The 26,070-nt window shown below is 40.1% G+C and carries 23 protein-coding genes and 1 pseudogene; 4 read left to right on the forward strand and 20 right to left on the reverse strand.

The annotated features are described in order from the left end of the window. Positions 1-16 precede the first annotated feature (16 nt). From ORH16_RS01775 to ORH16_RS01785, 3 genes are all read right to left on the reverse strand, one after another. A complete protein-coding gene (locus ORH16_RS01775) occupies positions 17-1,159 on the reverse strand; it encodes a cysteine desulfurase family protein (protein ID WP_265455691.1) in 1,143 nt (380 codons plus the stop codon). Positions 1,160-1,375: 216 nt separating this feature from the next. Further along, positions 1,376-3,103, reverse strand: coding sequence for a septation ring formation regulator EzrA (locus ORH16_RS01780; protein ID WP_265455692.1), 1,728 nt, complete (start codon positions 3,101-3,103; stop codon positions 1,376-1,378). A gap of 371 nt (positions 3,104-3,474) precedes the next feature. Beyond that, positions 3,475-3,891 (reverse strand): septation ring formation regulator EzrA, encoded by a 417-nt coding sequence (locus ORH16_RS01785; protein ID WP_265455694.1) that lies wholly within the window; start codon positions 3,889-3,891, stop codon positions 3,475-3,477. Between the two features lie 266 nt (positions 3,892-4,157). Here ORH16_RS01785 and ORH16_RS01790 point away from each other — a divergent pair, with 266 nt between their 5' ends. Beyond that, positions 4,158-5,507: an aspartate kinase gene (locus ORH16_RS01790; protein ID WP_265455695.1), complete on the forward strand. Its 1,350-nt coding sequence runs from the start codon at positions 4,158-4,160 to the stop codon at positions 5,505-5,507. An 89-nt stretch (positions 5,508-5,596) separates the two neighbouring features. Here ORH16_RS01790 and ORH16_RS01795 read toward each other — a convergent pair whose 3' ends face one another. The 3 genes from ORH16_RS01795 to ORH16_RS01805 are packed head-to-tail and all read right to left on the reverse strand — an operon-like array spanning position 5,597 to position 7,831. Next, positions 5,597-6,121, reverse strand: a complete 525-nt coding sequence (locus ORH16_RS01795) for an HAD family hydrolase (protein ID WP_265455696.1) — start codon at positions 6,119-6,121, stop codon at positions 5,597-5,599. A 7-nt stretch (positions 6,122-6,128) separates the two neighbouring features. Then, positions 6,129-6,968 carry a Cof-type HAD-IIB family hydrolase gene (locus tag ORH16_RS01800; RefSeq protein WP_265455697.1) on the reverse strand — a complete coding sequence of 280 codons (840 nt, stop codon included), beginning with the start codon at positions 6,966-6,968 and terminating at the stop codon, positions 6,129-6,131. 29 nt (positions 6,969-6,997) lie between these two features. Beyond that, positions 6,998-7,831 (reverse strand): DUF72 domain-containing protein, encoded by an 834-nt coding sequence (locus tag ORH16_RS01805; RefSeq protein ID WP_265455698.1) that lies wholly within the window; start codon positions 7,829-7,831, stop codon positions 6,998-7,000. Positions 7,832-7,916: 85 nt separating this feature from the next. On the opposite strand from ORH16_RS01805, the gene ORH16_RS01810 reads away from it, so the two are divergent. After that, the gene (locus tag ORH16_RS01810) at positions 7,917-8,879 is read left to right on the forward strand and encodes an asparaginase (protein ID WP_265455700.1); all 963 of its coding nucleotides are present in this window, start codon (positions 7,917-7,919) and stop codon (positions 8,877-8,879) included. Between the two features lie 49 nt (positions 8,880-8,928). Here ORH16_RS01810 and ORH16_RS01815 read toward each other — a convergent pair whose 3' ends face one another. Further along, positions 8,929-9,669: an acyl-[acyl-carrier-protein] thioesterase gene (locus ORH16_RS01815; RefSeq protein ID WP_265455701.1), complete on the reverse strand. Its 741-nt coding sequence runs from the start codon at positions 9,667-9,669 to the stop codon at positions 8,929-8,931. A 270-nt stretch (positions 9,670-9,939) separates the two neighbouring features. Here ORH16_RS01815 and ORH16_RS01820 point away from each other — a divergent pair, with 270 nt between their 5' ends. Next, positions 9,940-10,200, forward strand: coding sequence for a hypothetical protein (locus tag ORH16_RS01820; RefSeq protein ID WP_265455702.1), 261 nt, complete (start codon positions 9,940-9,942; stop codon positions 10,198-10,200). Between the two features lie 791 nt (positions 10,201-10,991). Here ORH16_RS01820 and ORH16_RS01825 read toward each other — a convergent pair. Both ORH16_RS01825 and ORH16_RS01830 read right to left on the reverse strand, forming a co-directional pair. Further along, positions 10,992-11,642 carry an MIP/aquaporin family protein gene (locus ORH16_RS01825; RefSeq protein WP_265455704.1) on the reverse strand — a complete coding sequence of 217 codons (651 nt, stop codon included), beginning with the start codon at positions 11,640-11,642 and terminating at the stop codon, positions 10,992-10,994. Positions 11,643-11,851: 209 nt separating this feature from the next. Continuing rightward, the gene (locus ORH16_RS01830; protein ID WP_265455706.1) at positions 11,852-12,310 is read right to left on the reverse strand and encodes a GNAT family N-acetyltransferase; all 459 of its coding nucleotides are present in this window, start codon (positions 12,308-12,310) and stop codon (positions 11,852-11,854) included. Positions 12,311-12,624: 314 nt separating this feature from the next. Between ORH16_RS01830 and ORH16_RS01835 the strand changes: the two genes are divergently transcribed. After that, positions 12,625-12,888 (forward strand): hypothetical protein, encoded by a 264-nt coding sequence (locus tag ORH16_RS01835; protein ID WP_265455708.1) that lies wholly within the window; start codon positions 12,625-12,627, stop codon positions 12,886-12,888. Positions 12,889-13,293: 405 nt separating this feature from the next. On the opposite strand, the gene ORH16_RS01840 is transcribed toward ORH16_RS01835, so the two are convergent. The 11 genes and pseudogenes from ORH16_RS01840 to ORH16_RS01890 form a co-directional block, all read right to left on the reverse strand. After that, positions 13,294-14,469 carry an MFS transporter gene (locus ORH16_RS01840; RefSeq protein WP_265455709.1) on the reverse strand — a complete coding sequence of 392 codons (1,176 nt, stop codon included), beginning with the start codon at positions 14,467-14,469 and terminating at the stop codon, positions 13,294-13,296. Between the two features lie 528 nt (positions 14,470-14,997). Next, positions 14,998-16,326 carry an aminopeptidase C gene (locus tag ORH16_RS01845; protein WP_265455711.1) on the reverse strand — a complete coding sequence of 443 codons (1,329 nt, stop codon included), beginning with the start codon at positions 16,324-16,326 and terminating at the stop codon, positions 14,998-15,000. 198 nt (positions 16,327-16,524) lie between these two features. Then, positions 16,525-16,953 (reverse strand): hypothetical protein, encoded by a 429-nt coding sequence (locus ORH16_RS01850; RefSeq protein WP_265455713.1) that lies wholly within the window; start codon positions 16,951-16,953, stop codon positions 16,525-16,527. 302 nt (positions 16,954-17,255) lie between these two features. Then, positions 17,256-17,894, reverse strand: coding sequence for a TetR/AcrR family transcriptional regulator (locus ORH16_RS01855; protein WP_265455714.1), 639 nt, complete (start codon positions 17,892-17,894; stop codon positions 17,256-17,258). 4 nt (positions 17,895-17,898) lie between these two features. Further along, positions 17,899-19,500, reverse strand: coding sequence for an ABC transporter permease (locus tag ORH16_RS01860; protein ID WP_265455716.1), 1,602 nt, complete (start codon positions 19,498-19,500; stop codon positions 17,899-17,901). Beyond that, a pseudogene (locus ORH16_RS01865) lies at positions 19,493-20,389 on the reverse strand (ATP-binding cassette domain-containing protein). The gene ORH16_RS01860 and the pseudogene ORH16_RS01865 overlap by 8 nt, the downstream one beginning before the upstream one ends. Before the next feature lie 203 nt (positions 20,390-20,592). Beyond that, the gene (locus ORH16_RS01870) at positions 20,593-21,237 is read right to left on the reverse strand and encodes a DUF6891 domain-containing protein (RefSeq protein ID WP_265455718.1); all 645 of its coding nucleotides are present in this window, start codon (positions 21,235-21,237) and stop codon (positions 20,593-20,595) included. 69 nt (positions 21,238-21,306) lie between these two features. Then, a complete protein-coding gene (locus ORH16_RS01875) occupies positions 21,307-22,287 on the reverse strand; it encodes a LacI family DNA-binding transcriptional regulator (protein ID WP_265455719.1) in 981 nt (326 codons plus the stop codon). Between the two features lie 32 nt (positions 22,288-22,319). After that, positions 22,320-23,798 (reverse strand): UDP-glucose--hexose-1-phosphate uridylyltransferase, encoded by a 1,479-nt coding sequence (gene galT, locus ORH16_RS01880; protein WP_265455721.1) that lies wholly within the window; start codon positions 23,796-23,798, stop codon positions 22,320-22,322. A gap of 82 nt (positions 23,799-23,880) precedes the next feature. Then, on the reverse strand, positions 23,881-24,876 hold the full coding sequence (gene galE / locus ORH16_RS01885; protein ID WP_265455723.1) for a UDP-glucose 4-epimerase GalE: 996 nt from the start codon (positions 24,874-24,876) through the stop codon (positions 23,881-23,883). Positions 24,877-24,896: 20 nt separating this feature from the next. After that, complete coding sequence (locus ORH16_RS01890) at positions 24,897-26,054, reverse strand: galactokinase (RefSeq protein ID WP_265455725.1); 1,158 nt, start codon at positions 26,052-26,054, stop codon at positions 24,897-24,899. Positions 26,055-26,070: the final 16 nt, after the last annotated feature.

A 26,070-nucleotide genomic window follows, 5' to 3' on the forward strand; every position in this document is an offset into this window, starting at 1 on the left:
CCATTTTTCTCGTCTGCTAATTCACTTTGGAAAAGCGTTGATACAATTGCTGAAAAATAATCATAAACTGTTCCACTTCCGCCATCGTATTGCTCTCATCCAAACTCACCCGCACTGCACAGGTTGCCAAGCGACTAGGTACATGCATGGCACCTAACGTTGAACTTGCTGTTTTTTTGCGGCTGGAGCAGGCACTGGTGGTGGAAAGGTAGATTTGCTTTTCTTCAAAGGCGTGGACTAGAACCTCACCGCGGATTCCTTCCAGGGCGAAGCATAAAATATTAGGCGCAAAATTTTCTTCGCCGGTAAAAAAGTGAACCTTCGGAAAAGTTTTTAAATCCTCTGTTAAGGCTTTTTTTAAGTTTGTCGTGTGCTGTGGGTTTTCCGAAATTTTGTCTTGATAAAGCCGTAGTGCTCTGGCAGTGGCGACAATTCCCGGTAAATTTTCTGTGCCGGAGCGCTGATTGTTTTCCTGACCTCCGCCGTTTAGTAACGGGGCTAATTTACGACCGGCCTTCCAATAAATAAAGCCGACACCTCGTGGTCCGTGGAATTTATGGGCTGAAAAAGTGGCGAAGTCAACTCTTTCTGTAAGCCATAAATCCTGTGGCACCTTGCCGATAGCCTGTACCGCATCCACATGAAAATGAATTCGCGGATAAGCCTTTAACAGCTCGCTGATTGCTTGAATCGGCTGAATGCTGCCAATTTCATTATTGACAGCCATCACAGAAACTAAAATGGTGTCTTTTTTTATTAGTTTGGCCAATTCCTCCACAAGGACAAATCCTTTTTCATCTACTGGCGCGATGCTGACGTCAAAGCCGTTAGCCGCTAATTGTTGAGCCGTTTCACTGACTGCCGGATGCTCAATGCCGGAAATAATTAGATGATTGCCAAATTCTTTTTTGGCAATGGCCGTACCCTTTAAGACCCAATTATCCCCTTCTGTGCCGCCGCTGGTGAAAAAAATTTCTGATGAAGCTACTGCCAGTTGTTCTGCGATTTGCTTGCGGGCTTGTTCCAATAAGCGATGGGCCTGATTGCCTAAATCATGCAGGCTGGCCGGGTTCCCAAAAATCCGTTGACTGGTTTTGGTATATGTATCAAGTGCCAGCGGATAAATTGCTGTCGTTGCACTATTGTCAAAGTAAATCATGGTATAGCCTCTTTTCTAAAATTCTTTCCTATTATAAAGGTTCTGTCACTTCCTTTCAAGGCGTTGAAAATTTTGACGGGTAGCAGCGAGTTGACCTTAAAACTTTTTTAATGAAAGCTTTGGCTGATTCGAAAATGGCAAATTTTTGCCCGCAAAAAAGCCCCGAAATTTTTTTCAGGGCTTTTTCTATATTGGAAAAACGTCTTTATCGTATTCTCAGACTAGGTCTGGATTCTTAAAGTAAAAGGATTCAATGCGTTGGAAAGCGCCAGGTTCTACTCTTTCCAGGGCAGTGCCAATCGTATCAAGGGATTCTTGATAGCGATAGCCATTGTTGAACAACTCCATCGTTTGGGTGATGGCATCGCGGATTTCTTGATGGCTGTTGCGGTAGCGGTTTGCGTATTGCAACATTTGCTCTGTTAGAGCAGCAGCATCGACGAGATCATCCGTTTTTTGTTGTAAGGTTGCTAAATCTTCTTCTGACAATTGTAAGAGCTGATTGATTTCATCCATATCAATACGAATCTTGTTGAGAGAGTTATTGAATTGTTCAATCCGATCAGTCGTTACGTAGAAGAATTCCAGATAATCTTCTGGAAGACCAGGTAAACGTTGTTTTTCAACATAACGTTTTAAGGTCCGCAGGCGGAATTCAAACTCTTCCACCTTGACTTGTGCATCACGTTCACCTTTACGCAGATTGCGCATATCATCATCGATTGCCATTTGTTGGTTTTCGATATCATCCAAGATGCGGTATACGTCTTTGAAAAAGACTTGCGCTTCTGTATAAGGAATTTCGTGATCATTAATTTGCGGTTCCATTTGTTGGTAGCGACGAGTTAACTCGTCTAACTCCGTTTGGAAACCACGAGCTCGACCTAACTCATTATGATTTAACGCATAACTTTGTGAGGTGTGATCTAATTCAATCATCAGCTGACGATTGTTTTTCCCAGCATGATCAATATAGTCTTTGATTACTTGACGGTTTTTCAGCACGTATTTCCGTGCGTTCATTTCCCGTTCTAACGTATCGTACAGGCCATCAATTTGACTGGCTGTATCTCTGTTTGCGACCTCAGCGGTGCTGACTTCAGTTTTTTCGATATCTTTAAGAGAGTTTTCGATACGTTTTTTCACTTGTTCAATACGCTCCGGAAAATCATCCGGCAGCTTGTATTGCTCATCGACCATGCGCTTATACGCTTCTTCAATTTCTTGAACTTGATCAGGGAATACTCGGTTTAGATCTTCGAAAACGCTAGGAATTCGTTTCACTAAGTCAGATAACTCATAAGTGTGCTGTTCGGCAAGCTCTAACACTTCCCGAGCTTCAATCGGATCACCGGAGGTATTTAAAGTCACAAACTGAGTGAATTCAATTTCAATATTCTTGACTTGTTTTTTCAACTCAGAAAGTGCTGGACCAAAGATTGAGGAATCAGTCTTTAATTCAGCCTGTAACTCTTCATACACATCCAAGGCTTTTTGAACTTCAAGGGAGTTACGTTCTTCTCCATCTCGTAATTCTTCAAGCCCTTTGCGGATTTCTTCCACTTCGTTTTCCATCTCATCCATTTTTCCATTTGCGGACTCGATAGCTTGCTTGGCACTGAAAATTTTGCTGGGGCGATTGTTTAAGCCTTCAGCGTCCATAATCATTGTTTCTAGTGTGCCGAACTCAACGGTTGAAACGGCAATCCAACGTTGGCTCCATTCACGGAAAGTATTTTGGCTGGAACCCACCATATGCATCTTCTTGACATCATCAACTTCTTCAAACACCGGTAAGTCAAATAGTTTTTCCTTACGTTTTTCCAGTTCGTCTATTTTACTCAGGTTTTGCCGCCGTAACAGCAGTAAAACCAGTCCTAAAATTGCTAAAATCACTACGACCGCGATGAATATGATGATGATGATGTTCACGTTACTTCCCATTATTGTTCCTCCGTTTTTAGTAACACATAATTGTATAAGAAAAACCGAAGTATTTTACACCTACTTATTAGGGCGCAGACATCTAATCTAGATTATATCATAATCATTATTGGATGGCACGGGATAATCCCGAAAAAATTTACATTTTTTTTCATAAGCTAATTTCTAAATTTTCTTGTAATAGCAAGGTTTTTTCGACAATTGTTACTGGCCAGCAAGGACTTTGAGTAATTATTTTTGATCCTTAATTAGTCTAGCGAAATTTTCAAATGAATGCTCTGTTACTCTTTTGCTGAGTCCTTTGACCAGCAAAAAATAGTCACATTTGTTTTAGCGGGTAACTGTCTATCTTCCATACAAGATTATCTGGACTACGCTTTCTCCTGTAACTTTGCTAAAGTCTGACGAATCTCAAAAATCGTTTTTTCCATTTCCGCCAGTCTTTGATTGGCAGAAGCAATCTTTCTTTTTGCAGCAAAAACTTTATTTGGGCGGGCATTTAAACTTTCCGCCATCATGATTGTTGTCTCTAACGTAGCAAAGTCCGCTTTTGTAACGGTTTGCCAGCGCTGATTCACCTCATCAAAAACAGCCTTTTGAGCATCCGTCAAAGAAAGTTTCTCAGCTGCTGCAACTTCATCAAAGATTGTCATATCAAATAATTTTTCCTTTTGTCTTTCGACCTGTTGAATTTTGTAGCGATTTTGCCAACGTTGAAACAGCAAAAATAACCCAAAGCCTAGTAAAATAATAATTCCCACAATCAATATGAAAACAACAATTTCCATTTCTGCTCCTTTACTTGGCAACTTTCACTTGTCACCATCACTTTAATAACTAGCTGCCATTGCAAGATTTATTTATAGAAATTATATCACACTCTAGTTAAGCTCTTTGAGACAGCAATCATCTATCACTAGCATTTTTTACTCCACTAATTTCTAAATTTTCTTGTAATAACAAGGTTTTCCCTTTAAGTATCCCTAAGAACTACTTGCTTTTATCGACTAGTTTTTGTATTCTTAAAGAATCTAAGAGTTCAGGAGTGAATTTTGTGAAAGTAATAAAATTTGGCGGCAGCTCGTTAGCCTCCGCGAAACAATTAAAAAAAGTTTTGAATATTGTCAGCAGTGACCCTGAACGACGCTTTGTCGTTGTTTCCGCCCCTGGTAAACGAGAAGGCGATGACATTAAGGTCACGGATATGCTGATTGCTTATTACGATACATATGCTTCTGGCGGCGATACTGCAGAAATCTGTGGCGATATCATTGAACGCTATAAAAGCAATACCGATGCACTTGGCATTACAGCTATTATTTTACCGGAGATTGAAAATAATTTAAGAGGATTGGCTCAACTGCCAATTGAAAATAATCGCCATTTGCGGGATGCTTTTCTTGCGAGTGGTGAAAACAATAATGCAAAACTGGTGGCGGCTTATTTTGCCCATGAGGGTCTGCCGGCCCGCTATATTAATCCAAAAGAATTAGGAATGTTTGTCTCTGACGAACCGGGGAATGCCCGGATTTTAAAAGATTCCTTTGCTAAAATTTACCAAAATCGTGATTCAGCTGAAATTTTGGTTGTCCCTGGTTTCTTCGGCTATACAGAAGATGGCGAAATATGCACCTTCTCAAGAGGTGGCTCAGATATCAGCGGAGCGATTGTCGCTGCTGGTATGCAGGCTGACCTCTATGAAAACTTTACTGATGTTGACGGTATCTTTGCCGCTCACCCAGGCTTGATTCACAATCCTGAACTGATTGAAGAGCTGACCTTTAAAGAAATGCGGGAGCTGGCCTACGCTGGTTTTAAAGTTTTTCACGATGAAGCGCTACACCCAGCTTATACCTTCAACGTGCCGGTGGTGATTAAAAATACCAATAACCCGAGTGCAAAAGGAACTTTTATCCGCAAAAATCGTGAAATTAATCATCAGCCAGTAGTCGGAATTGCTAGTGATTCTGGTTTTTCCAGCCTATATATTACAAAGCATTTGATGAACCGTGAAGTTGGTTTTGTGCGACGGATTTTAGAAATTTTTGAAGACTTGAATATCAGTTTTGAACACATGCCTTCAGGAATTGATGATGTGTCGATCATTATCCGAGATCGCTACCTGACGCCGGAAAAAGAAACGCTATTGATTGAAAAAATTCAAGAAAAATTAGAACCCGATGAAGTTCACATCACCCACGGCCTGAGTTTAATCATGGTCGTTGGCGAAGGCATGCGCCAAAAAATCGGGATCATGGCCAAAAGTGCCAATTCATTTGCCAATAAAGAAGTCAATTTAGAAATGATTAACCAAGGTTCCTCTGAGGTCAGCATCATGTTCGGTATTAAGAGCGAGCACGAAGCTCGCGCAATTCGCTCCTTGTATTACACTTTTTTTGATTAACAAATAATCTGCATGCAAAAAAGCTTGAAAAGCCAGCCAGTTACACTAACTGATGACTTTTCAAGCTTTTTTAGATTTTAACCATTTTTTTAGTTTTTTTCCTCTGCTTCTTTGATTTGCCGCTGTAGCTCCTCTGCAATTTTTACTTCTGGAGCAAAATCGGTTTGCCAATTAGCAGGTTTCATCACTTTATTAGTTACTGGGTCATAATGGGGCTTGCCATCAGGAAAAAGTTTCCCCATATTGGCTTGGTGAACAATTTTAATAATCGCTTCAGGATGAACCCCCATCAATGAAAAAGAACCGTAAATAAAATACAATAAATCTGTTAGTGCATCCACCTGTCCCACCAACGAATCTGTCACAGGTTCATTTTTGGCCAAGACTTTTTCCTCAGCCAAATCAATACTTTGGTGGAGGGCTGTAACAAAGTCTTGAAATTTTTGTTGGTCATTATCAGCAGCTGCATATAAAAATTCCACCAGTTCTTCGGCTTTAAAGCCAGCACGATGAAGCACATCTGTTTCGTTAAAAGCGGTTGGCTTTAATGGTTTTCTAGGGTCGAAGGTATCATGAAATTCCTCCGCCATTTCAAAAGGGGTTTGTTTACTCATTTTTTCCTCACTCAATCACTCCGTAATGTTTCATGGCAAATGCAATGCCGTCACTCTCGTTGGAATGCGTCACAAAATCGGCAATCTCCTTAACCTCTTGTCGCCCATTGCCCATGGCAACACCATAGCCCACATGGGTCAGCATATCAATATCATTTAAATTATCGCCAAAGGCCATGACTTCGGATAACTTAATATCATGCAGTTGAATAAAGGCTTCAATTCCGTGTAATTTCGAACCGCCTTTCGGTGTCACATCCACCGAAAACTGATTGGAGCGTTGAAAATCACAATGGGGCAGCCGTTCCCGCAATAAATGGTCCCCGGACTCACTGCTCAACATAATACACTGATAAATCGGCTCATTCAAAATGGACAATCGATGGTAGCTCTTCTTTTTCCGAGCCTTACGCAATTTTTGCAAACCAAACTTCAACACTTTAGAAGTTAAATTTTTTGGTACAAATTTCGTTAGACTTTTGGCAAAGACTGAATTGCCAAAAGACACAGTGCGACTGCCATCCAGCCGGTTTCTAGCGCCAAATAAAATTTGCCGATTGTGTCCATCGGCATAGTCGACAATTTCATTTAGCACCTGTTTAGAAAAAGGATTCTTGTAAATATCCTGCTCTGGCGTATAAACTAATTGGCCGTTATAGGTCACAAATACATCCAATTCAATGAAATCAATCATCTCACTTATTTTGACTGGGCTGCGGCCTGTCGCAATGCCGCAGAGAATCCCTTTTTTGCGGGCCTCGGCAATTGCCGCCTTCGTTGTCGCATCCGCTTGGGAATCACTGCCCACAAGCGTCCCATCAATATCAAAAAATATTGCCTTTATCATGGCCCCACTCTTTCTTTTCATATTCCCACTTAAAATAAATCCAGCTGCTTAGGATTTAAACCTTGATAATCCAAACCCAATTCCTTCACCATCATCAAAGCATTGCCGGCTGCATGACCGCCGGAATTATTATTGAAAATAACCGCCACTTCTCGACTGGCCTTAGCCGTTTGCCGGATTGAGGCTGCTAATTGTTTAATCTCTGCCCCATTATAATCATACAAGGTGCGTTTTTGCTGCCAATTAGCGCCATTTTCCTGCCAACCGGGAGCATTGCGGCCATGGAAACGAAACATCGTAAAATCTGAATTGGTTACAAAGTCATCAAAGGGCACGCTACGATTGGCCACCTGCGGCTCATCAATAATGACCAAAGAAAATTGATTTTCCTGCATAAACTTTCGCATGGAGTTTAAAACATTTTCTTGATACCAGCTTTCAGAACGAAACTCAATGGCTAATGGCACATTCGGTAAAAGATGTCGCAGCTTTTGCAGATAAGCCACGTTTTCTGAAGTGCAGTCGAAAAAACTGGGAAACTGACAGAGAAAACAAAAGAGCTGCTTACTGTCAATCAATGGCTTCAATGCTGTCAAATAGGCTTCTGCCATCGCTTCTTCAGAAGAAAAATACTTATCCTCTCGATTTTGTTTGGTTAAACCGCCATACATCTTGATAATAAACCGAAAACTCGGCGGCACCTGTGTCAGCCAATTAGCAACCGTCATCTCCTTAGGAATTGCATAATAAGCGGTATCCAATTCCACTAGCGGCAAATGGCCAGCATATTCAAAAAGACTAGCTTTGGGTTTCCCGGTTAAGTTAATGTGTTCATCAAAACGGGTTAGGCCGATTCTAATCAATTTTATCTGCTCCTCTTGTTTTGTTATTCATATAGTATACAATAAGCAAAGAATGACATGCAAAAAAATCTCCTGAGGTGATGGTATGAAAATTTTAGCGCTGCACACCGGCGGCACAATCGCAATGAAAGAAAATGCAGCAGGCAAAGTAGCACCTGATGCCGGCAATCCTTTATTAACCTCTGCACCAAACTTACCAACAGGCGTTGACCTAGTCGTAGAAGAAATTTTTAATGTTCCTTCTCCCCATATTACGCCTGAGCATATGCTTTTATTAAAAAAGCGAATTCAACGGGCCGAAGCTGAAAATTTCAGTGGTGTGGTGATTACCCACGGTACCGATACTTTAGAAGAAACGGCTTATTTTTTAGATACAACCATCGGCGGCCTCATGCCGATTGCGATCACGGGAGCCATGCGTTCCAGCAATGAAATCGGCAGTGATGGCCTGTATAATTTTGAGTCGGCGATTCGGGTGGCCGCCTGCCCGGAAGCTCAGGGCAAAGGTGTCCTCGTGGTGATGAATGATGAAATTCATACTGCTCGCTATGTAACCAAAACCCACACCACTAATGTAGCAACTTTTCGTACGCCAACATTAGGACCAATCGGCATCATCACCAAACTCCATATCCGTTTTATGCAGGAACTAACTAGCAGTGACCGCATTGATATTCAAGCGGTCAACGGGCTGATTCCCATCGTCAAAGGCTACGCCGGGATGCACGGAGATTTAATTGAAGCCCTCTCAGAATCTGACATCGACGGCTTAGTTATTGAAGGCTTAGGTGCCGGCAATTTACCGCCGCAAACCTTGCCGGCCCTCAAAAAATTACTGGCAAAAAAAGTGCCCGTCGTGCTCGTCTCCCGTTGCTTTAACGGCATCGTTGAACCGATTTATGACTATCAAGGTGGCGGTCAAGAGCTGCAGCAATTAGGTGTCATCTTTTGCAATGGCATCAACAGCCAAAAGGCCCGCTTAAAATTATTGATTGCCATTAATAGTCAGCTAACCGAAGTCGAACGCAAAAGTTTTTTAGAAGAATAGCGAATAAAAAACCGGCAAAGATTAAAAATCTTTGCCGGTTTTTTTCTACTTACTCCGCCTTCTCCCAAACAAAATTCGCTTCACAGCAAAGCTCTTCACCCAGTCGGATTTCATGGCGGGTGACGACTTGCTTATCTTTTTCGACAACCTCCACCAAACTATCCACCGTCGCACCATATTCAACCTCTTTATCAAATCGAATGTTGACGCTCAACGACCGGTGCTCGACTAAAAATTGGTAGTCCAGTGCGTTAATCATCCAATTGAAATAAATGGAATTGTTGACATGATGATTGCTGTCAATATCATAAAAACGGACCCGAAACGGTAGCGTCTTTCCTGCCTCCACCTTTTCAATTGCTGGAAATCGGCGAATCGATTTTACTTTTGTGCTCTCATAAGGGGCAATGACATCATCCGGCACGCTAGTCACTTTGCGGGCTGTCATATCCATTAAGACAAACACCGACTCAATTGCCACCAGTTCATTGCCAGCCGCATCGTGAAACCAAAAGCTGCGGTAACAGAAAAATTTATTGTATTCTTTGGCCTCCGTAGTAACTTGGCAAACTTCGCCGACTGTCGGCATTCTTGTGATAGCAATTTGATAATTGGTAATCACCCAACCTAAGCCTAGCTGATGGATATACTCATTCCCTCGATTAAACAGTGCGCTCTGATCTTCTGAAACCTTCACGGCAACACTTAAGAGTGATGGAAAAGTCATCTGCTGATTGACATCACATTCATAAAAGGTTACTTCATGCTCTTTTGTATATTTTTTAGCCACAAACCTGCCTCCTCTTTCCTAATCGCAAATTTTGCGACAAAACTAAAGCTTCAATTCATTTTAGCAAAATCTAGGAAACTATCAAAAGAAAATCTGAAAAAAATTCTCGCTTTTGCAACTATTTTTGAAAGGATTTCAAAGTTAGTGCTAGTTAAATCCCATTCGGTCGGTTTTTGCCAACTGTAAAATCTTTCTATTTCATTGTTGAAGCAGATTGTTTCGATAAATATGATTTGTTTGCTATTCTTTTACAAGGAGAGGAGGGAGAAAATGATTTTCTTGCATATTGTATTAGGAATTATTGCCTTTGCTGCATCTGTTAGCCTTGTCGTTGGTTTCCGTGATGTGATGGATCAGTTAAACGGCTTGCAAAAATTTGGTATTATCGGCTCTTTTATCGGAATTATCGGTTCCGCAGTGTTAGGCTTTATGTCTGCTAAAGTGGATATCAGCTTAATTTTCTTAACGTTAGCACTATTAGCTGTCTTCACGATTGTTTTATTTAAGAAAAAAGCACCAAAACAAGATTAATTTTTGCACTTATTTTATCGACTGCTAGCAAACAGTTGGCTTACCTAAGAATGCTTTTTTAATTTTTTTACTTTATCGGCTTTCAGAGATTGATAAAGTTTCAAAAATTTTAAAACGGCCTTTCTTTATATAGCCGCTGTTGCTAGCGGTCTTTTTGTGTACTCTAGGTTTTAATCTAACAACTATTAGCCTTTATTTCCGCAAACTCCCTCCATGCAATTGTTACTTCACAAGGCGAGAATTTTTTTAACAGATGTGTTGGCTGAAAGAATTAAGGTCACTGCTAAAGCTGAAACAATAGCTCATTCAGAGCACCCAGAAATTTTGACCATCCGCCTATAGGAAATTCAAGAATTGAAAACAACGCTTATAAGCTTATGCCTACATCTATCTCTTTTATTGCACAAACATACCTAGGTGTTTAGCCAACACGATCGCGGTACTCCTCTCATGATATCGTATGTAGGCTGATATTGGCAGGAACTATGCCATAGCTCAACCTGAACCAAAAATTTATCAAAATTGACTGGTGACCTATGCCAGTGATTGCTTCCAAATCTCAACACAGGAGATGATTAGTTTCATGGATGAATTGGCTGCCCTCATTACTGACCTAAAAAAAGAAAGAGGACTTTATTCTTTCCAAAAAAAACGAGCTAGCTTTTTGGGAGATGGCCTTCACCGGCGAAACTTGGTTATCATGAAAAAAGCAAACACTAATAAAAAAATTGCCCACAAAAAGTTAGTCTTGAATGCTAACTTTTGTGGGCACTTCTCTTTGTTTATTTCTTCTATTCTTCACTGCCCATTGCTTTACCAGCAAAAGCTGCCAGTGCACCGCCGACTAATGGAGCCAACAAAAAGACCCAGTAATGGCTGAGAGCCGTACCGCCGGCGAACAATGCTGGTCCTAAGCTTCTTGCAGGGTTTAAAGAGCCGCCAGTTAAGTTCAGCGCCACAATAATTAAGAAGGCTAAAACTAAACCAATCGCAATTGGTGCCATTTGCGCATTACCAAATTGTTTGCTAGTGACCATTAAGATAACAAAAATAAATAAGAAGGTAATGATTACTTCCACTAAGAAAGCCATTCCTGCACTGATTTTTGAAAAATCATTTTGCCCATATTGACCACTGTCTAAACCTAAAGCAGAAATAAAAATAGATAACACACCAGAAGCAGCAATCGCTCCTAAAGCTTGGGCGACAATATAAATTAGACCATCTTTGACTGACAATCTCTTATTAATCATCATCGCCGTTGAGACTGCCGGATTAAAATTCCCACCGGAAACACCGCCTACTGCATAGGCCATAATCGTGATGGCTAAACCAAAGCTCAAGCCAATTGCCAAAGTATCTCCTTGGGCAATCACAACTGTGCCGGTTCCTAAAAACACTAGCATAAAGGTTCCTAAAAATTCTGCAAAATACTTTCTCATCGCTTCCACACCTCTTCTAAAACTGAAATAATTGCAGAGTTAATATAACATAAGTTTTAGAAAAAATTAAAGGATAAGTCTTTATTAGAACGTTTTAAAACTACTTTAAAACAGCAATTAAAAGCGAACGTTTTCTTTTTCTGATTCTTTAAAATAAATGAGTAAATATAACGAAATTATTTTTGGTAAACCAAAAAATATGAAAAGGTTTAGCAGGTCAAGACCATTATAATTTCTCCATTAACCGGATCAACTTGATGCGTATTCACAAAACCAGCCGCTTCATAAAATTGAAAAATTTTTTTATTTTCCTGATGAACACTTAAGAAAATCTGAGTTATTATCCAATTTTGTTGTAGATAATCAACTAATTCTTTTAGAAATCTTTTGCCGTAACCCTGATGCTGAAATTTTCGATCAATCATCAAGCGGTCAAGCCAAATCGACTTCGTTTTTTCATCAAAAGCCCCCACCATCGCAAAGCCGACAATTATTTCGCCATCTTGCAAAGCTAGAGGAAGCCAATTTAGCGATTTGTCAAAGACCGCTTCTAATAAAGAGTCTTTATTCGTTTCAATATAATTTTTTTGGTCAGTTGTTACTGATAAATTTGCTACCTCACGCCAATTTTCTTCGGTAATTTCTTTTAGATATAGGATAAAAAACACTCCAATCTGAATTTATAACGCAGTTTTTCTTTAAAGATAGCATAAACTTGTCTTGGAAATGAAGTGTTACTTTAGTTACTCGTTCCCTTAGTAGAAAGTTTAGACAGGGTGCAGCGTTTCAAAAAAGGATTTAGAAAGGAAAAATCTTACAAAAAATGCCACTAGATAAGAAAACTGATATTAAGATACTTTTCAAATTTTATTTGATAGCTGGCTAATTTGGTATTAATTGTTCAATCACAGTCTGATGAAATGTTTTTTTATTGTGATATAATAAAATTATCAAATGGATAAATTAAGAAAGGATGATAATTATGAAGACACTAGATGCACTTTCAGACTTTTTTGATGACCGCCGGAAAGCCAAAAGCCGTAAAATTCGCGAAAAAAATGACAAGTTACGCCAAGCTGGGAAATATTCTATCAAAAAGGGCTGGGGACCAATGGTTAACACCGGAAGTGGTGGGCTCAATAAGGATCCAACTTCTCGGGTGTTCTTCGTTGCTCAACAGCAAAAAAACATTTCTGAAAACAACGAGCTAAGTGAACGACGATCCGGTCAAGTGAAACGGAAATAATCAGGCCCTTGCACTCTAAGCCAAAAATACAAGCTGAACTTTCCAAAGTTCTCTAAAACAACAAAAGAATCAAATATCAAAAAATTTAGACCTGTCAAGAGCTAACACTGAGCTCTTGACAGGTCTCTTAATTTTCTAAAAAAGTTTGTAACAATTGGAATTTGATTCTGAGACTACTGAGAACACTCATCTTGCTAATTTACCTAACCCGTTTTTCTAAAAATTCTGTTTGCCCTAGATTTGCTTATGTTGATAGTGCAACAAAGTTTGTTCAAATTTAAAAAAATTGCAATAAATAATTTATTAAATTAGCGAGCAAAACTAACTACAACCCCTTCTAATTGCTACTCATTTTTAGAGCATATACTTTGCTTTAAGCTTCTGCAACTTTCGTAAGAAAAAAGTTTACTCAAGAACTTCGAAAAGCTTTCGTTTGGCCAATACGATAAAAGCAACGATTATCAGCAGCAATCCTGAGAGGATAAAAGCGGAGGTGACGTTAAAAATATCAACTAATCTCCCCATAAAAAGAATTGCTAGAGAAAAAACTGCCGTGTACATAATATTAATTGTTGAGTACACATAGATTAATTTATCAGCTTTTGTCTGTTGCTGAATCAAGGTATTTTGCGGTATGCTCTTGATTTGGGAAAAAATACCGACAAAAATCGAAATCAATAAAATAAATAAACCATTGTTCCAAGTAATAATACCTAAAGTCACTAGCCCACTCAGAGCCGCACCACAAAAAATTGCCAGAAATTTATTTTTATTAAACCAATCAGATTTAGCGATTACAATCCCGCTTCCCATTAAAGAACCAAAAAAGAACGTAGCGTTAATATATCCCCACCAATTGTCAGTTTTTTCCATGAACTCTGTAACAAATACCAAAATAATCGAAGAAACCCATACGCTATTTGCGACGGCTTCAAAAATATTGAGCAGCAGTACAGTTCGAAGTAAAGGCTGCTGCATCACATATTGCCAACCAATAACAAGCTCTTTTCTTAGTGAATGATTAGCCTGTTTTTCGACTGCCGTTTTCGGTAAAAAAAATAGTAGCAGGGTGGCAATCAGGTAAAGTCCTGTGTCTAGCCATATTAAATTAGTTACAGAAAACCATAATAACAGTGATGTCCCGACCGCCCAGCTGCCGATATTAACCAGTTGAATCATAGTATTAACTAAACTGTTGGCTTTAATAAGAAATTGGGCCTGCACATATTTTGGTACTAAAGATAGACTAATTGGATCTGCGCACCCATCTAAAAGTGCGATTAGCATCACGAATGCATACAAGATTCCAATATTGGGGCGTGCAGATAGCGATTGAACATAAACCGCTAATAAAATCAGCAGAAAAGTTTTGCTTAGCTGCGTTTTTTTCAAAATATTCTCCAAAGAAAAACGCTGGGAGATGACAGGTGTCAAAAAACCGCCAATTGTCTTTGAACTAGTCAAAATGACAGGCACAACTGAGGCCGCCAAAGCCGAATTAGTCCAGGAAAAAATCGAGCTGATAATTGCAACAACATAGATTGTGTCACCGATATTAGCAATTGTCTGCCCAGAGAGCAAAAGTTTAAAGTTCTTATTATTAATAACAGCGTCCTCCTCTATTAAATTGATTCAAGTTATCCGTTAGAGTTTCTCTTTTATAGAAATGCTAATTTTGATAGCTTCTAAAGGAAACTTTCTCCACGTTTCTCTATTTATTTTTCTGATACTTAAATCTGTCTCGAAATTGTAATTATCATGAAAATATTTTTGAATTTATGCTATTAATCATACCATAATTTTCTAATGAATAACTTTTTTTGTAGACTCTCAACACAATATAATAAGGGAAGGGCGCAAGTTCTATCAGAAACACTGAGAAACCGCAAAGAAAGTAAAAATAGCCCTTCAATTATCTGCAAAAGAGTATTAAAAAAATTCCAATTTAGATTTTACTAAGTTATGAGAATTAATTTCTGCTGCTGACACTTTTGTTATGACACGACAAAATAGACCTGCTAAAACTCTAACTGAGTTTTAGCAGGTCTATCATTTTATAAATTTGGCCCTTTTTTGCCCCTTTTTATTTACTAGGGTTCAAAAACCTTATTACGCCAATGCTCCCATTGGGTCCCATGGAGCTAAAACAGTTGGTTTGGCGTCAAAAGCCGCCAATTGCTCGTCAGATAAAAATTCCCGACGGACAACGATTTGATAGGTGTATTCATCCATCCAGGCATCGCTCATTACGAAGAAGCCTTTGTCGCCGACTTTTTCACCCCAGCTATTTTCAACTTTCCATTTAGTTGATTGGCCGTCAACGATGTCAACTCCAGTCAAGACCATCGCATGGGTCATCAAACTTTCCCCGTAATCCAAACGATCCGCTTTGGTCATTGTGAAGCTAGTGTCAAAAAGGCTGTTCATGTCATAGGCATCTAACGCCATGATACCAGTATCACGTTTTGAAGATTGACCGACATCGCAACCAAACCAAACGGATTCCCCTTGTTCCAATTGGGCAATCGCTAGCTTTTTAAAGGTGCTCATATCCACATTCAGATATTTTACAGCTTTAGCGCCGACCACATTGCCAAGCATTTCTACTGTATAGGATTTGTTATAAGGCTTGTCGGCAGTTGGTGCATTGATGATGCTGACATATTGATCCAAATCAACTCCAACATATTTGTCGTAAAAACTCTTCGGTGTTAAGCCACGATCTAAATAATAATTTTTATCGGCATCTCGGTATTCAAAGTCGAAGGTTTCCGGTGGTGTGCCTAAAGAAATTGCTAAGAAATTATAAACACCCTCTAGCATTTTTTCTTTGGTGGCTTGGATTTCTTCACCAGAGGCACCATCTGCCACTAATGTCCGTAAGGCAACGGCATCTTTACGTAATAATTTATTTAAATAGTTGTTCAAATCCCGTGAGCTTGAACTATTTTTGCTTTCCGGCATAGCAACTTTTGGCACAACGCCGTATTTTTGGAATAAGGCCACAATCATATCCCATTGACCGCCATCTTGTTGGGGAGTTGCCAGTAAAAAGGCAACCTTGCGACTAGTCAATTCCTCTTTGGCAGTCGCTAAAATATTTTCATAGAAGTAATTGGCCTTTTCATATTTGTCCCAAAAGAAAGTATAGTTTTGCGATAACTCAAAATCTTTTAGGTCAAAGCTGTTAATCATTTTGTGGCGGAAAGTATTCAATGCCGCAAACATCCAGCAGCGGCCAGATTGCATTTGATTGGCAACCTTACCCGTAGCTAAATCTGTTGAAAATACCGGCACGTTATTGACGTTGCCTTCTAAAGTTTCTCCGCTAGCACTGATTCCATTTTTGACGACCGCTCTTTGTAGGGCAGTTTGTTTGTCATTTTTGGCAAACGCAGCAGCGAAGCCAGCTGTTAATTCTTTTTTAATTTCTGACATCTTTTTCATTCCTCTCAATTTTTCGTGAATTACTTAGTACCAGCCATCACCGATATTTCGGGATAACGACTGGCTTCATACCATTTTATCTTACTCTTTGCGTTAAGAGATTTCAATCATTAACTGCACACAAAAAGGCAGAAAAAACTGCGATTAACAGTTTCTCTGCCTTAATGGGTAAATGTTTTCAAGGATGCCTTACTCACTATATTCAGACTCATCTAAAGCCTTCATTAACAGTCCTAAACGGATAATACCAATTTTATTTTCATCAGACGCATATTTGCGGGCATTTTTTAAGGTGAGGGTTTTAATTTTCCGTTCTTCTTCCTCAGCTTCATCAATTCTTAATTCCACATTGTTTAAAGCATCGCAAATTTCATCTTTTGTATAGAAAACAGTATCATGGGTCCGAATTTTTTGTCGCTTAGCTTCCTTAGTTAAAGTAAACGCCAATTTCAAACGCATATTTGTTAAATCCTTCAAAGCTGCTTGCTCCTCGGTTGTTCGATAGCTGCGAATCTCCTGTTGATTAACGCCGGTGTGGCGGGCAATTTCATTGCTGCTAACATCTGATTCTAATAGACGTTTAACTAAAGTTGGATTGACTACAAATGATTCTCTCATAACTTTTTACCTCCTTTTTCTTTATACTTTTATTTTACTCAGATTGAGTGAAAGTATCAGTTTTTTGATTGTCAGACAGATTTTATCATAAAAAAGAAATATAAAAAGATAACAAAATAAAAAAACAGCCATCTTTCCGAACACTAAAAAAATCGTTGTGAAATAAGGAATTGCAGATAACTTTATTTAAAATTTTAGCTTTTAATAACATAACCTCTTCATAGTATCTCCACTTTTCTATTTTTTTATTGTCTCTGAAAAAAAAGAAAAACCGCTCCCATCAAAATTGGAAGCAGTTTTAGCTAATCTTCTGGCATAAAACCAAATTGTAAAATCGTTAATTCTCGCCGTAAACGCTGAATAACTGGCGCTAAATCTTCGACAGTCTGCCATTCAGGGTGTAGGGCCAATTCTTTTTGAATCCGCTGTGTTTCAGCGCTTAAAAGTAAATTCAATAAATCATTGACCTCTTCTCGACTGATTCCTTCCTTCAAAGGAAGCTTAGCGGTTAAAGGCTCTACTAAAGCCAGACTTGTTGAAACATCTGCTGTCAGTCGTTCAGTTAAAGCCTGTTTCAGCGACTCTGGTAAGCTGTTCATCTCCCCATAGGCCCGCATCAAAAATTGAAATTGAATTGGAAAATCCAGCTGCAATTGGATTTTATAGGTCGTAGACTCCACCACCATCTCAATTAAATCATTGGCCTTTTGCCAAACCGATAAATCTAAATGGTCATAAAAAAATTGTGTGACATAATCATAAGTCGCTAGATACAATTGACTTTTATTACCAAAATAGTGAAAGACTAAACCTTTTGAAACACCGGCAGCTTTGGCAATGACCTCTGTCTTGGTCTCTCGAAAACCGGCTTGACCAAATAGTTCGGCACTCACTAAAAGCATGGCGGCCTCTTTTTCTGGATCTTTTTGGACTTCTGCCATCTCCTCACCCCTTATCTCTTTGATTGTAGCCAACTAGACTGAAAATCAAGCAGCCAAGCACAGCCACTAATATTAAAAGAATGGGCATGAGGCTGAGCTCTTCAAAGGGCACATTACCAATCCAGCCAAAAGGCGAGACATTATTTAAGCTGTCCGCTAAATTCAGCAAAGGACCAAACAATTTGATTAATGCGCTAAGACCTAAATAGCCCCAGAAAATTAATTTAAATTTAGGCAGGCAGCCAACAATCACAAAAGCGATACTCAAAAAGAATAGCACCTCTGGTAAGCAGCCAGCCACAGTTTGCCAAAAATAACTTAACGGGATTTTATTTTCTAGCGTAGCATTTCCTGAGAAAAAAGTTCCGCTGATAGTCGCCAAATAAACTAAGACAGCCTGCAAAGTGCCGACAAACAAATAACTGCCAATTAAACTAGTGCGGGAAGTTGCCGAAGCGGCGATTAAATCTAAATAGCCTTTATCTTCATCTTTGACTAAGCGAAAGACAATTGATGCACCACTAATTGCGGCTAAGATGGCATAAAACACACTGACAAAGCCGATAAAATTTAACAATAAATCTTGATTCGCAGCATCAACTTGGTCGACGCCTAACAAAGCTTCATAAGTCGGATTAGTTTTGATAATGTCCCCCACAGTATTAAAAATCGAACCGTAAGCTGCCCCCAAAACAACACCGCCAACAAGCCAACCCAGCAAACTATTTCTCTCTAAACGCAGCACTAATGCCAACGGAGAATTTAACCAGCGACTCGCCTTGTCCCGTCCTTGGCGGCTTTCGATTAAGCCGCTGCCGATATCACGATTTTTTACCAATTGCAGGGCTAATAGCCCCATAACTGCCGCCAATAACAACATCAAAAACACCGGCAGCCAATTGTCTGCTGTGTAAATTTTTGTTTTTTGCAGCCAGCCAAAAGGAGAAAGCCAAGTAAATTTTGGATTGGCAATATCCGTCATCATGCGCATTAAATAAAAAACGCCAAAAATTCCATAGCTGAGAAAATAACCACTGCGGGCATTATTGACGATTTGCGCCACGACTAGCGCAATAAAACCAAACATCACACCGACTGCCGCCAGCACGCAGCCCATCAAAATATCACCAGCATTCGTCGCTCCATTTAAACGAGCGGCTAGCAAACTCAAATAAAAGAGCATCCCCATGACAGCATTGATTAAAACAATTTCAACTCCCGTGGCTACCACTTGGGACAGACGAGCCACTGAACGGGAGCGAACCATTTCCAACAGACCGCTGTCCTCTTGCGCCCGTGTGTTGCCGATGGCTAGCGAAATATTCATGAACACAACGAACATCCCCATAAAGACTAACATTTCTGACGCAAAAACATTCGCCGTTGTATAAGGGGGCTCAGCTGTAAATTCGCCGAACATCGAGACCATTGCTGGCAATTTTAGCGTGGCAATAATCGCTTCAATATCTGTCTGAGTACCGAATAAAGTATTAAATTTTAACGCAGCCGCCGCAAAAAGTCCGCACAGCACCACAATCCACAGCAAATGGCGCATGCGATTTTGTTTAAGATTTATTTTTAAAAGATCCGTCACATGATTAAGCATCTGCGGACACCTCACCGTAATAACGTAAAAATAAATCCTCTAATGTTGGCGGTGTGGCGGTGATGGCCAGGACCGCCTTACTGCTTAAATAATTCATAATACCAGTCATTTCTTCTTGATCAACTGAAAAAACAGCTTCTGTTTCAGCTGTATTATTAAAGCTGACTTTGTGAACCCCTTTTTGTTCCGCTAGTTCTGTCAACGGTTCTTTAGTGGTCACAGTCACTTCCATACGGGTCAAATGGCGCATCTCCGTCAAGTCACCGCTTTCGATAATTTCTCCTTCACGAATAATCGCAATTTTATCGCACATTTTTTCAACCTCAGATAAAATGTGGCTGGATAATAAAACACTTTTGCCAGCTTTTTTTAGCTTAAAGACCTCTGTTTGAAAAGATTTTTCATTTAGCGGGTCTAAGCCAGAGGTTGGTTCGTCAAAAATATATAAATCCGCCTCCTGTGACAAAGCGGCAATCAAGGCAATTTTTTGGCGATTACCTTTAGAATAAGTGCGGGCTTTTTTCTTGGTGTCCAATTGAAAAATGCTAATCAAACGTTCTGTCTCGGCATTGCGCTGCTAATTATTTAAGCGCAAGAGCAAATAAATAATTTCGCCACCAGTTAGATTAGGCCACAAATAAACATCCCCCGGCACATAGGCCACCCGCGGATGAATTTTCATATCATCCCGCCAGACATCTTCCCCAAAAATGGTCGCTGAACCGCCACTTTTTTTCAACATACCTAACAGCACACGTATCGTCGTCGATTTCCCCGCGCCATTCAGTCCAATAAAACCGACAACTTCACCTTTCCCCACAGTAAAAGTCACATTTTTCAGCACTTGAAATTTGCCAAAGTTTTTTTGCAAGCCTTGAATCTCAATCATATTTTCCACATTGATCACCTCTTCTGCTTAACAATACTCTTGATTGACTTCCAAGTCAATGACTTGCGGGTCAATCACTTTGAAAATAAAAAACTAGAGAAAAACGACAGTCAAAACTGAGCATTTTCTCTAGTATTCCGTTTATCAAATTTTCTTAGCTACAAGGTATTTTTGAAAAAGACTCATTTTGGTAGCTCCTTTAATTAAAAAGCTGCCTTCATGATGCGGATGGCCCGTTCTACACCATAATCAGCCTCAGCATCAAAAACTTTATCCCACTCAAAATTCAAAAGACAAATACGTTCGTCCAAACTGCCATTCCAATGTGGTTGCAAGCCTGCTTCGGTGAATAACTTAACTATTTTTTCGCCAACTCGAATGGCCTGAGCTTCGTCACCATTCGTACTGTGAAAAGCGAGATATAGCATGCGGGATTCAGAATCTAACGCTCGTTCAATATCCTGCTGATGGCAAAAGCAATATCCTTGGCGGGGAATCTGCTGTTCTTGCATAAAACGAACAACTTCTCCAACATCTTCAAGTCCTTCACTGATGTCAAAGCCAGCAAAATCAATCGCAATAATGCCTTGGTGATTCAATTGGTCGAAAATTTTCCGCAGCCGCAAATAATTCATTTGCTTGTCAGCTGAATGAGCTTGCTGAACTGCTTGAATGATTTCCTGAATCGTTTCTTCAGATGGTTTTGGTAATTCATAATCTTCGAAAATCTCACTTAGATACTCGCTTGCTAGTTCTTGTATTTCGTTAACTGAAAAATAGCCACTGTTGACAGTGAAATTTAGCGCCTCAACGATTTCCTTCTGCACATCTGTGTCAAAATTGTTCATCTGCAATCACTCCCTCAAGCCCATATTGATTATCACTAACTGTATCTGCTTAACAAATTCCAATAATTCTCAAAATGATTCCCGCTGAATAAAGCTCGTACCCAACTCAATTTTTAAAGGCACTGGCGGCTTTTCTTCGCTGATGGCCAACAGCGTGTCGACAGCGTGGCGTCCCAGCCACTCGGTATAAACTTTGACAGTGCTCAAAGCCGGATTAGTATATTTGGCAACGCTAGTGTCATTGAAACTGATTAAAGCAACCTCAGTTGGAACACTGATTTTCGCTTCTTGTAAAGCACGTAAAGCTCCGATGGCAATTGCATCATTGGAGATGAAAAAAACTTCTGGTAATGGTTTTTTCTCAGCTAAGAAGTTTTTCATCACCTGATAGCCTTCGTCAACTGTAAAACCACTAACCAATTGCCACTCTTCGTTAAATAAATTGGCATTTTCTAAAGCATCTTTGAAATAGCGATAGCGCAAATCCTCTAATAGCTGATGTTCGGTTTTGGTATATTCAGCTTCGGCAATCATGCCAATTTTTTGATAACCTTTTGCTTGAATAGCTGTCATCACCTGCTGAATGGCCTGTTGAAAATCGACAAAAATAGAGGAATGGCCAGCTTCTGTAGCATCGAAATCAACAAACAACAGCTGTTCATTGGCAGTCTCCAATTGCTTGATTTCAGTCTGGTCAAATTTTCCGAGGGCAATCAAGCCATCTGCTTTTTCGCCGCTTAGATTCGATAATTTTTCCCGTTTAATTTGTAAATTTAACTCTTCGGCACGCTTTTCAATCCCTAAGCGAATAGCCAAATAGTATAAATCTTCTAATTCTTCGGCCTCGTTGTACCACTGGACCAATTGAAAACTGGTTTCACGGGGCGCCCGCTTATTTTGATGCTTGGTGTAATTTAAAGCCTCCGCTACTTCAAAAATTTTTCGCTTGGTATCTTCGGAAACCGAAATTGTGCCGTCATAATTTAAAACGCGGGAAACCGTCGCTGAAGAAACGCCGGCTTGATCGGCAATATCTTTGATTGTCGCCACTTGATTCCCCCCTTTGTTCTAGTCTTTGATTTTTATAATGTTTCAATGAATTTTTTAAAGGCATTTTGCCCCTTGGAATCCCGTTTGAAAACACCAGCGTCTTCTAACACTCGTAAAAAGACATAGCCGATTTCATCCTGCAAAATCTGAGTCACATTGGCCGGTGTGATTTCGTGTTTTTCTCTAATAGTTGCTGCCCAATCATGATGATATTGTGCTAATGCATTTTCTTGGTCCAGTAAATATTTTTCAACTTCGGCCATCTCTTCTTTAAGACGTGGCGGTAAAATCGCCAAGCCCATCACTTCAATTAGACCGATATTTTCTTTTTTAATGTGCTGAACATCTTGGTGAGGATGAAAAATTCCATCGGGAAATTCTTCGGAAACATTGTTGTCCCGCAATACCAAATCCAATTCAAATAACTCACCGTTTTTGCGGGCAATCGGTGTAATGGTGTGATGCGGCGTACCATCTTCAGAAAACGCCTTGACGCTGACACTTTCATCCGAGTAATTTTTCCAGCTGGCCAAAATATATTCAGCTGCATTGACTAGTTCAGTGATTTCTGCACCTTGTAAGCGGATTACCGACATCGGCCATTTGACAATCCCAGCCTGCACCTTGTCAAAGCCCAACAACGTAAATTCTTTTTCGATTGGTGCTAACGCCATCGGAAAATCATGACGCCCCGCTTGATAATGATCATGAGACAAAATTGAACCGCCGACAATCGGCAAATCTGCATTGGAACCCACAAAATAATGGGGCAGGACTTCAATGATTTGCAAAAGTCTTGCGAAGGTTTCCCGACCAATTCGCATTGGCCGATGCTCCTCTGATAGAACTATCGAATGCTCGTTGAAATAAGCATAAGGTGAATATTGAAAGCCCCAGCTTTCGCCGGCTAAATTCATGCGGATAATCCGATGATTGGTGCGGGCCGGATAATTCGGCCGGCCAAGATAGCCTTCATTTTCCATACAGAGCATACACTTCGGATAATTGACCTGCACAGCGTTGTGCTCAGCCGCAATTTGTTTAGGATCTTTTTCCGGCTTCGATAAATTAATCGTGATACCAAAATCACCGTAGGCCGTTGCGACTGGAAATTCAATGTTTTTGGCAATTGCCCGAGTTTTGATGTAATCATTATTTTTACTGAGGGCAAAGAAATAATCTGTCGCCTCCTGAGGTGAATTTGCATAATGCTGCGCAAAAAAAGCATTCACAACAGATGGTGGCGGTGTTAAAAAATCCATTAGTTGGGCTTCTAAAATATCCACCGCCCACTGTGCATCTTCAATAACACCATTTTTTTTGGCGGTGGCAATTAGTTCATCTAAAAGCTCGACAGCTGGCCGCTCAGTTTTTTCTAAAGGCTCATCGGCTAAGGATTGTTCCCCAATTAGAGCAATCACGCGGTTTTGTAGATATAAGCGGTCCATTTCCATCCAGCCGCCGTTTTTAATGGCGTAAGTTACAAATTGTTTGACTGTTTGACTCGTCATTTCTCACGACTCCTCTATTTTAATTCCAGTTTTATTGAAGAAAGCCAGCCAACTGAAATCAGCGACTGGCAGATTTTAAAGCTTATTTTTGATCGTCGTAGCCTTTAGGATGACTGACATGCCAATTCCAAGCCGTGGCAATAATATCTTCCACACTCGTGTATTTTGGCTGCCAACCTAAAATTTCTTTGGCCTTTTCGCTAGAGGCCACTAAAGCGCTGGGGTCCCCTGCCCGACGTGGCGAAATTTTCGCCGGAATTTCTTTGCTGGTAACTTTGCGGGCTGCCTCTAACATTTCTTTGACAGAGTAGCCGTTGTTGCTGCCGAGATTAAAGGTATTGCTCTCATTGCCAGCCTTTAAATATTCCAAAGCTAAAATATGAGCGGCAATTAAATCTTCGACGTGGACATAATCACGGATATTAGTCCCATCAGGAGTGTCGTAATCATCTCCGAAAATTTGTAAAATTTCCCGCTGACCTAATGCCACCTGTAAAATAATCGGAACTAAATGGGTTTCAGGCGTATGGTCTTCACCAATCGAAGCGTCAGCCTTTGCGCCCGCCACATTGAAATAACGCAGGGCAACAAATTTCATATCGTAGGCACCGTCACACCACTTCATCATTTTTTCCATCATCAGCTTGCTTTCGCCGTAAGGATTTTTTGGGTTAGTTGGTGTTGTTTCTTTAATTGGCATTTCCTTTGGCTCACCATAAGTTGCAGCAGTGGAAGAAAAGACAATGTGCTTCACATTGAATTCCTGCATGACTTCCAATAAAATTTCCATGCCGTACACGTTATTGTTGAAATATTTTAAGGGATTCGCCACAGATTCCGCCACTAAAGAGCTAGCCGCAAAATGGATGACGCCTTCAATACTTTCCTTTTTAAAGACACTTGTTAAAAAGGCTTTGTCACGCACGTCGCCTTCGTAAAAACGGGCATCAGGGTGGACGGCTTGCCGATGGCCGGTCAATAAATTATCCACGACGGCAACATCATATCCCTTTTCGATTAGTTGATCCACTGCATGAGAACCGATATAACCGGCTCCGCCTAGAACTAAAACTGTCATCTTTTCACCTCGTAGATTTTTTATAATTTGCGGGCACCATCATCGATATTGGCTTTGTAAAAATCAGCATTGTAACCAATTTTTTCTTCATAAGCAGTCCCAACTGCTTTTGTGAAATTATCTAATTCACTTTCCTTTACTAAAGCGATGGCACAGCCGCCAAAACCAGCACCTGTCATACGGGCTCCTAAAACACCAGACTGAGCTTGAGCATTGGCCACTAATGTATCCAATTCGATGCCGGTTACTTCATAATCATCTTTTAAAGATTGATGGGAGGCATTTAGTAGCTGGCCAAACTCAACCAGATCTCCCGCCTGTAAAGCGGCTTTGGCTTTTAAAGTCCGCTGATTTTCATAGACTGCATGTTTTGCCCGACGGATTAAGACTTCGTCACCGATTAAAGCTGTGTTGGCTTCAAATGTGGCTTCGTCTAATTCGCCCAAGCTTTCAATATCAAGTTTGGTTTGCAGGCGTTTCAAAGCCTCTTCACATTCGCTGCGGCGCTCGTTGTATTTTGAATCCGCTAATTCCCGACGCTTATTAGTATTCATAATGGCAATCACATAGTCTCCAAAGGCGGCCGGTACTAATTCATATTTCAAGGTATTGGTATCCAATAAAATCGCCATATCTTTTTTGCCCATGCCAATCGCAAACTGATCCATAATGCCAGAATTGACACCGATAAATTCATTTTCGACTTTTTTCCCAGTTTTCACTAAGTCCAACATCGAAACCTCTAAGTTAAATAAATCCTTCAAGACCACACCGGTTAACAATTCAATCGACGCTGACGATGAAAGGCCAGCGCCATTAGGAATCGTGCCATAATACAACACATCAAAGCCTTCGTCAATTTGATAGCCAGCTTCTTGTAAATATTTGACCATTCCTTTAGGATAATTCGTCCAATTATCCTCTTTGCGGTAATCCAAATTTTCCAAAGGAACTTCAATCACTTCCAGCGCCGCAAAATTTTCTGAATAAAAGCGGATTTTTTGGCTACCATTTTTACGAGCATAACCATAAGTGCCGATTGTGATAGAAGCCGGAAAGACATGACCGCCGTTATAATCAGTGTGTTCGCCGATTAAATTAATTCGACCTGGTGCAAAATAAGCACCGGTAGCTTCAACACCAAACACTTCTATAAATCTTTTTTTCAAGTTTTCCATTTTTGTTTCCTCCAAA

It is taken from the genome of Enterococcus sp. HY326 (assembly GCF_026157065.1).
In the GTDB taxonomy this organism is placed as follows: domain Bacteria; phylum Bacillota; class Bacilli; order Lactobacillales; family Enterococcaceae; genus HY326.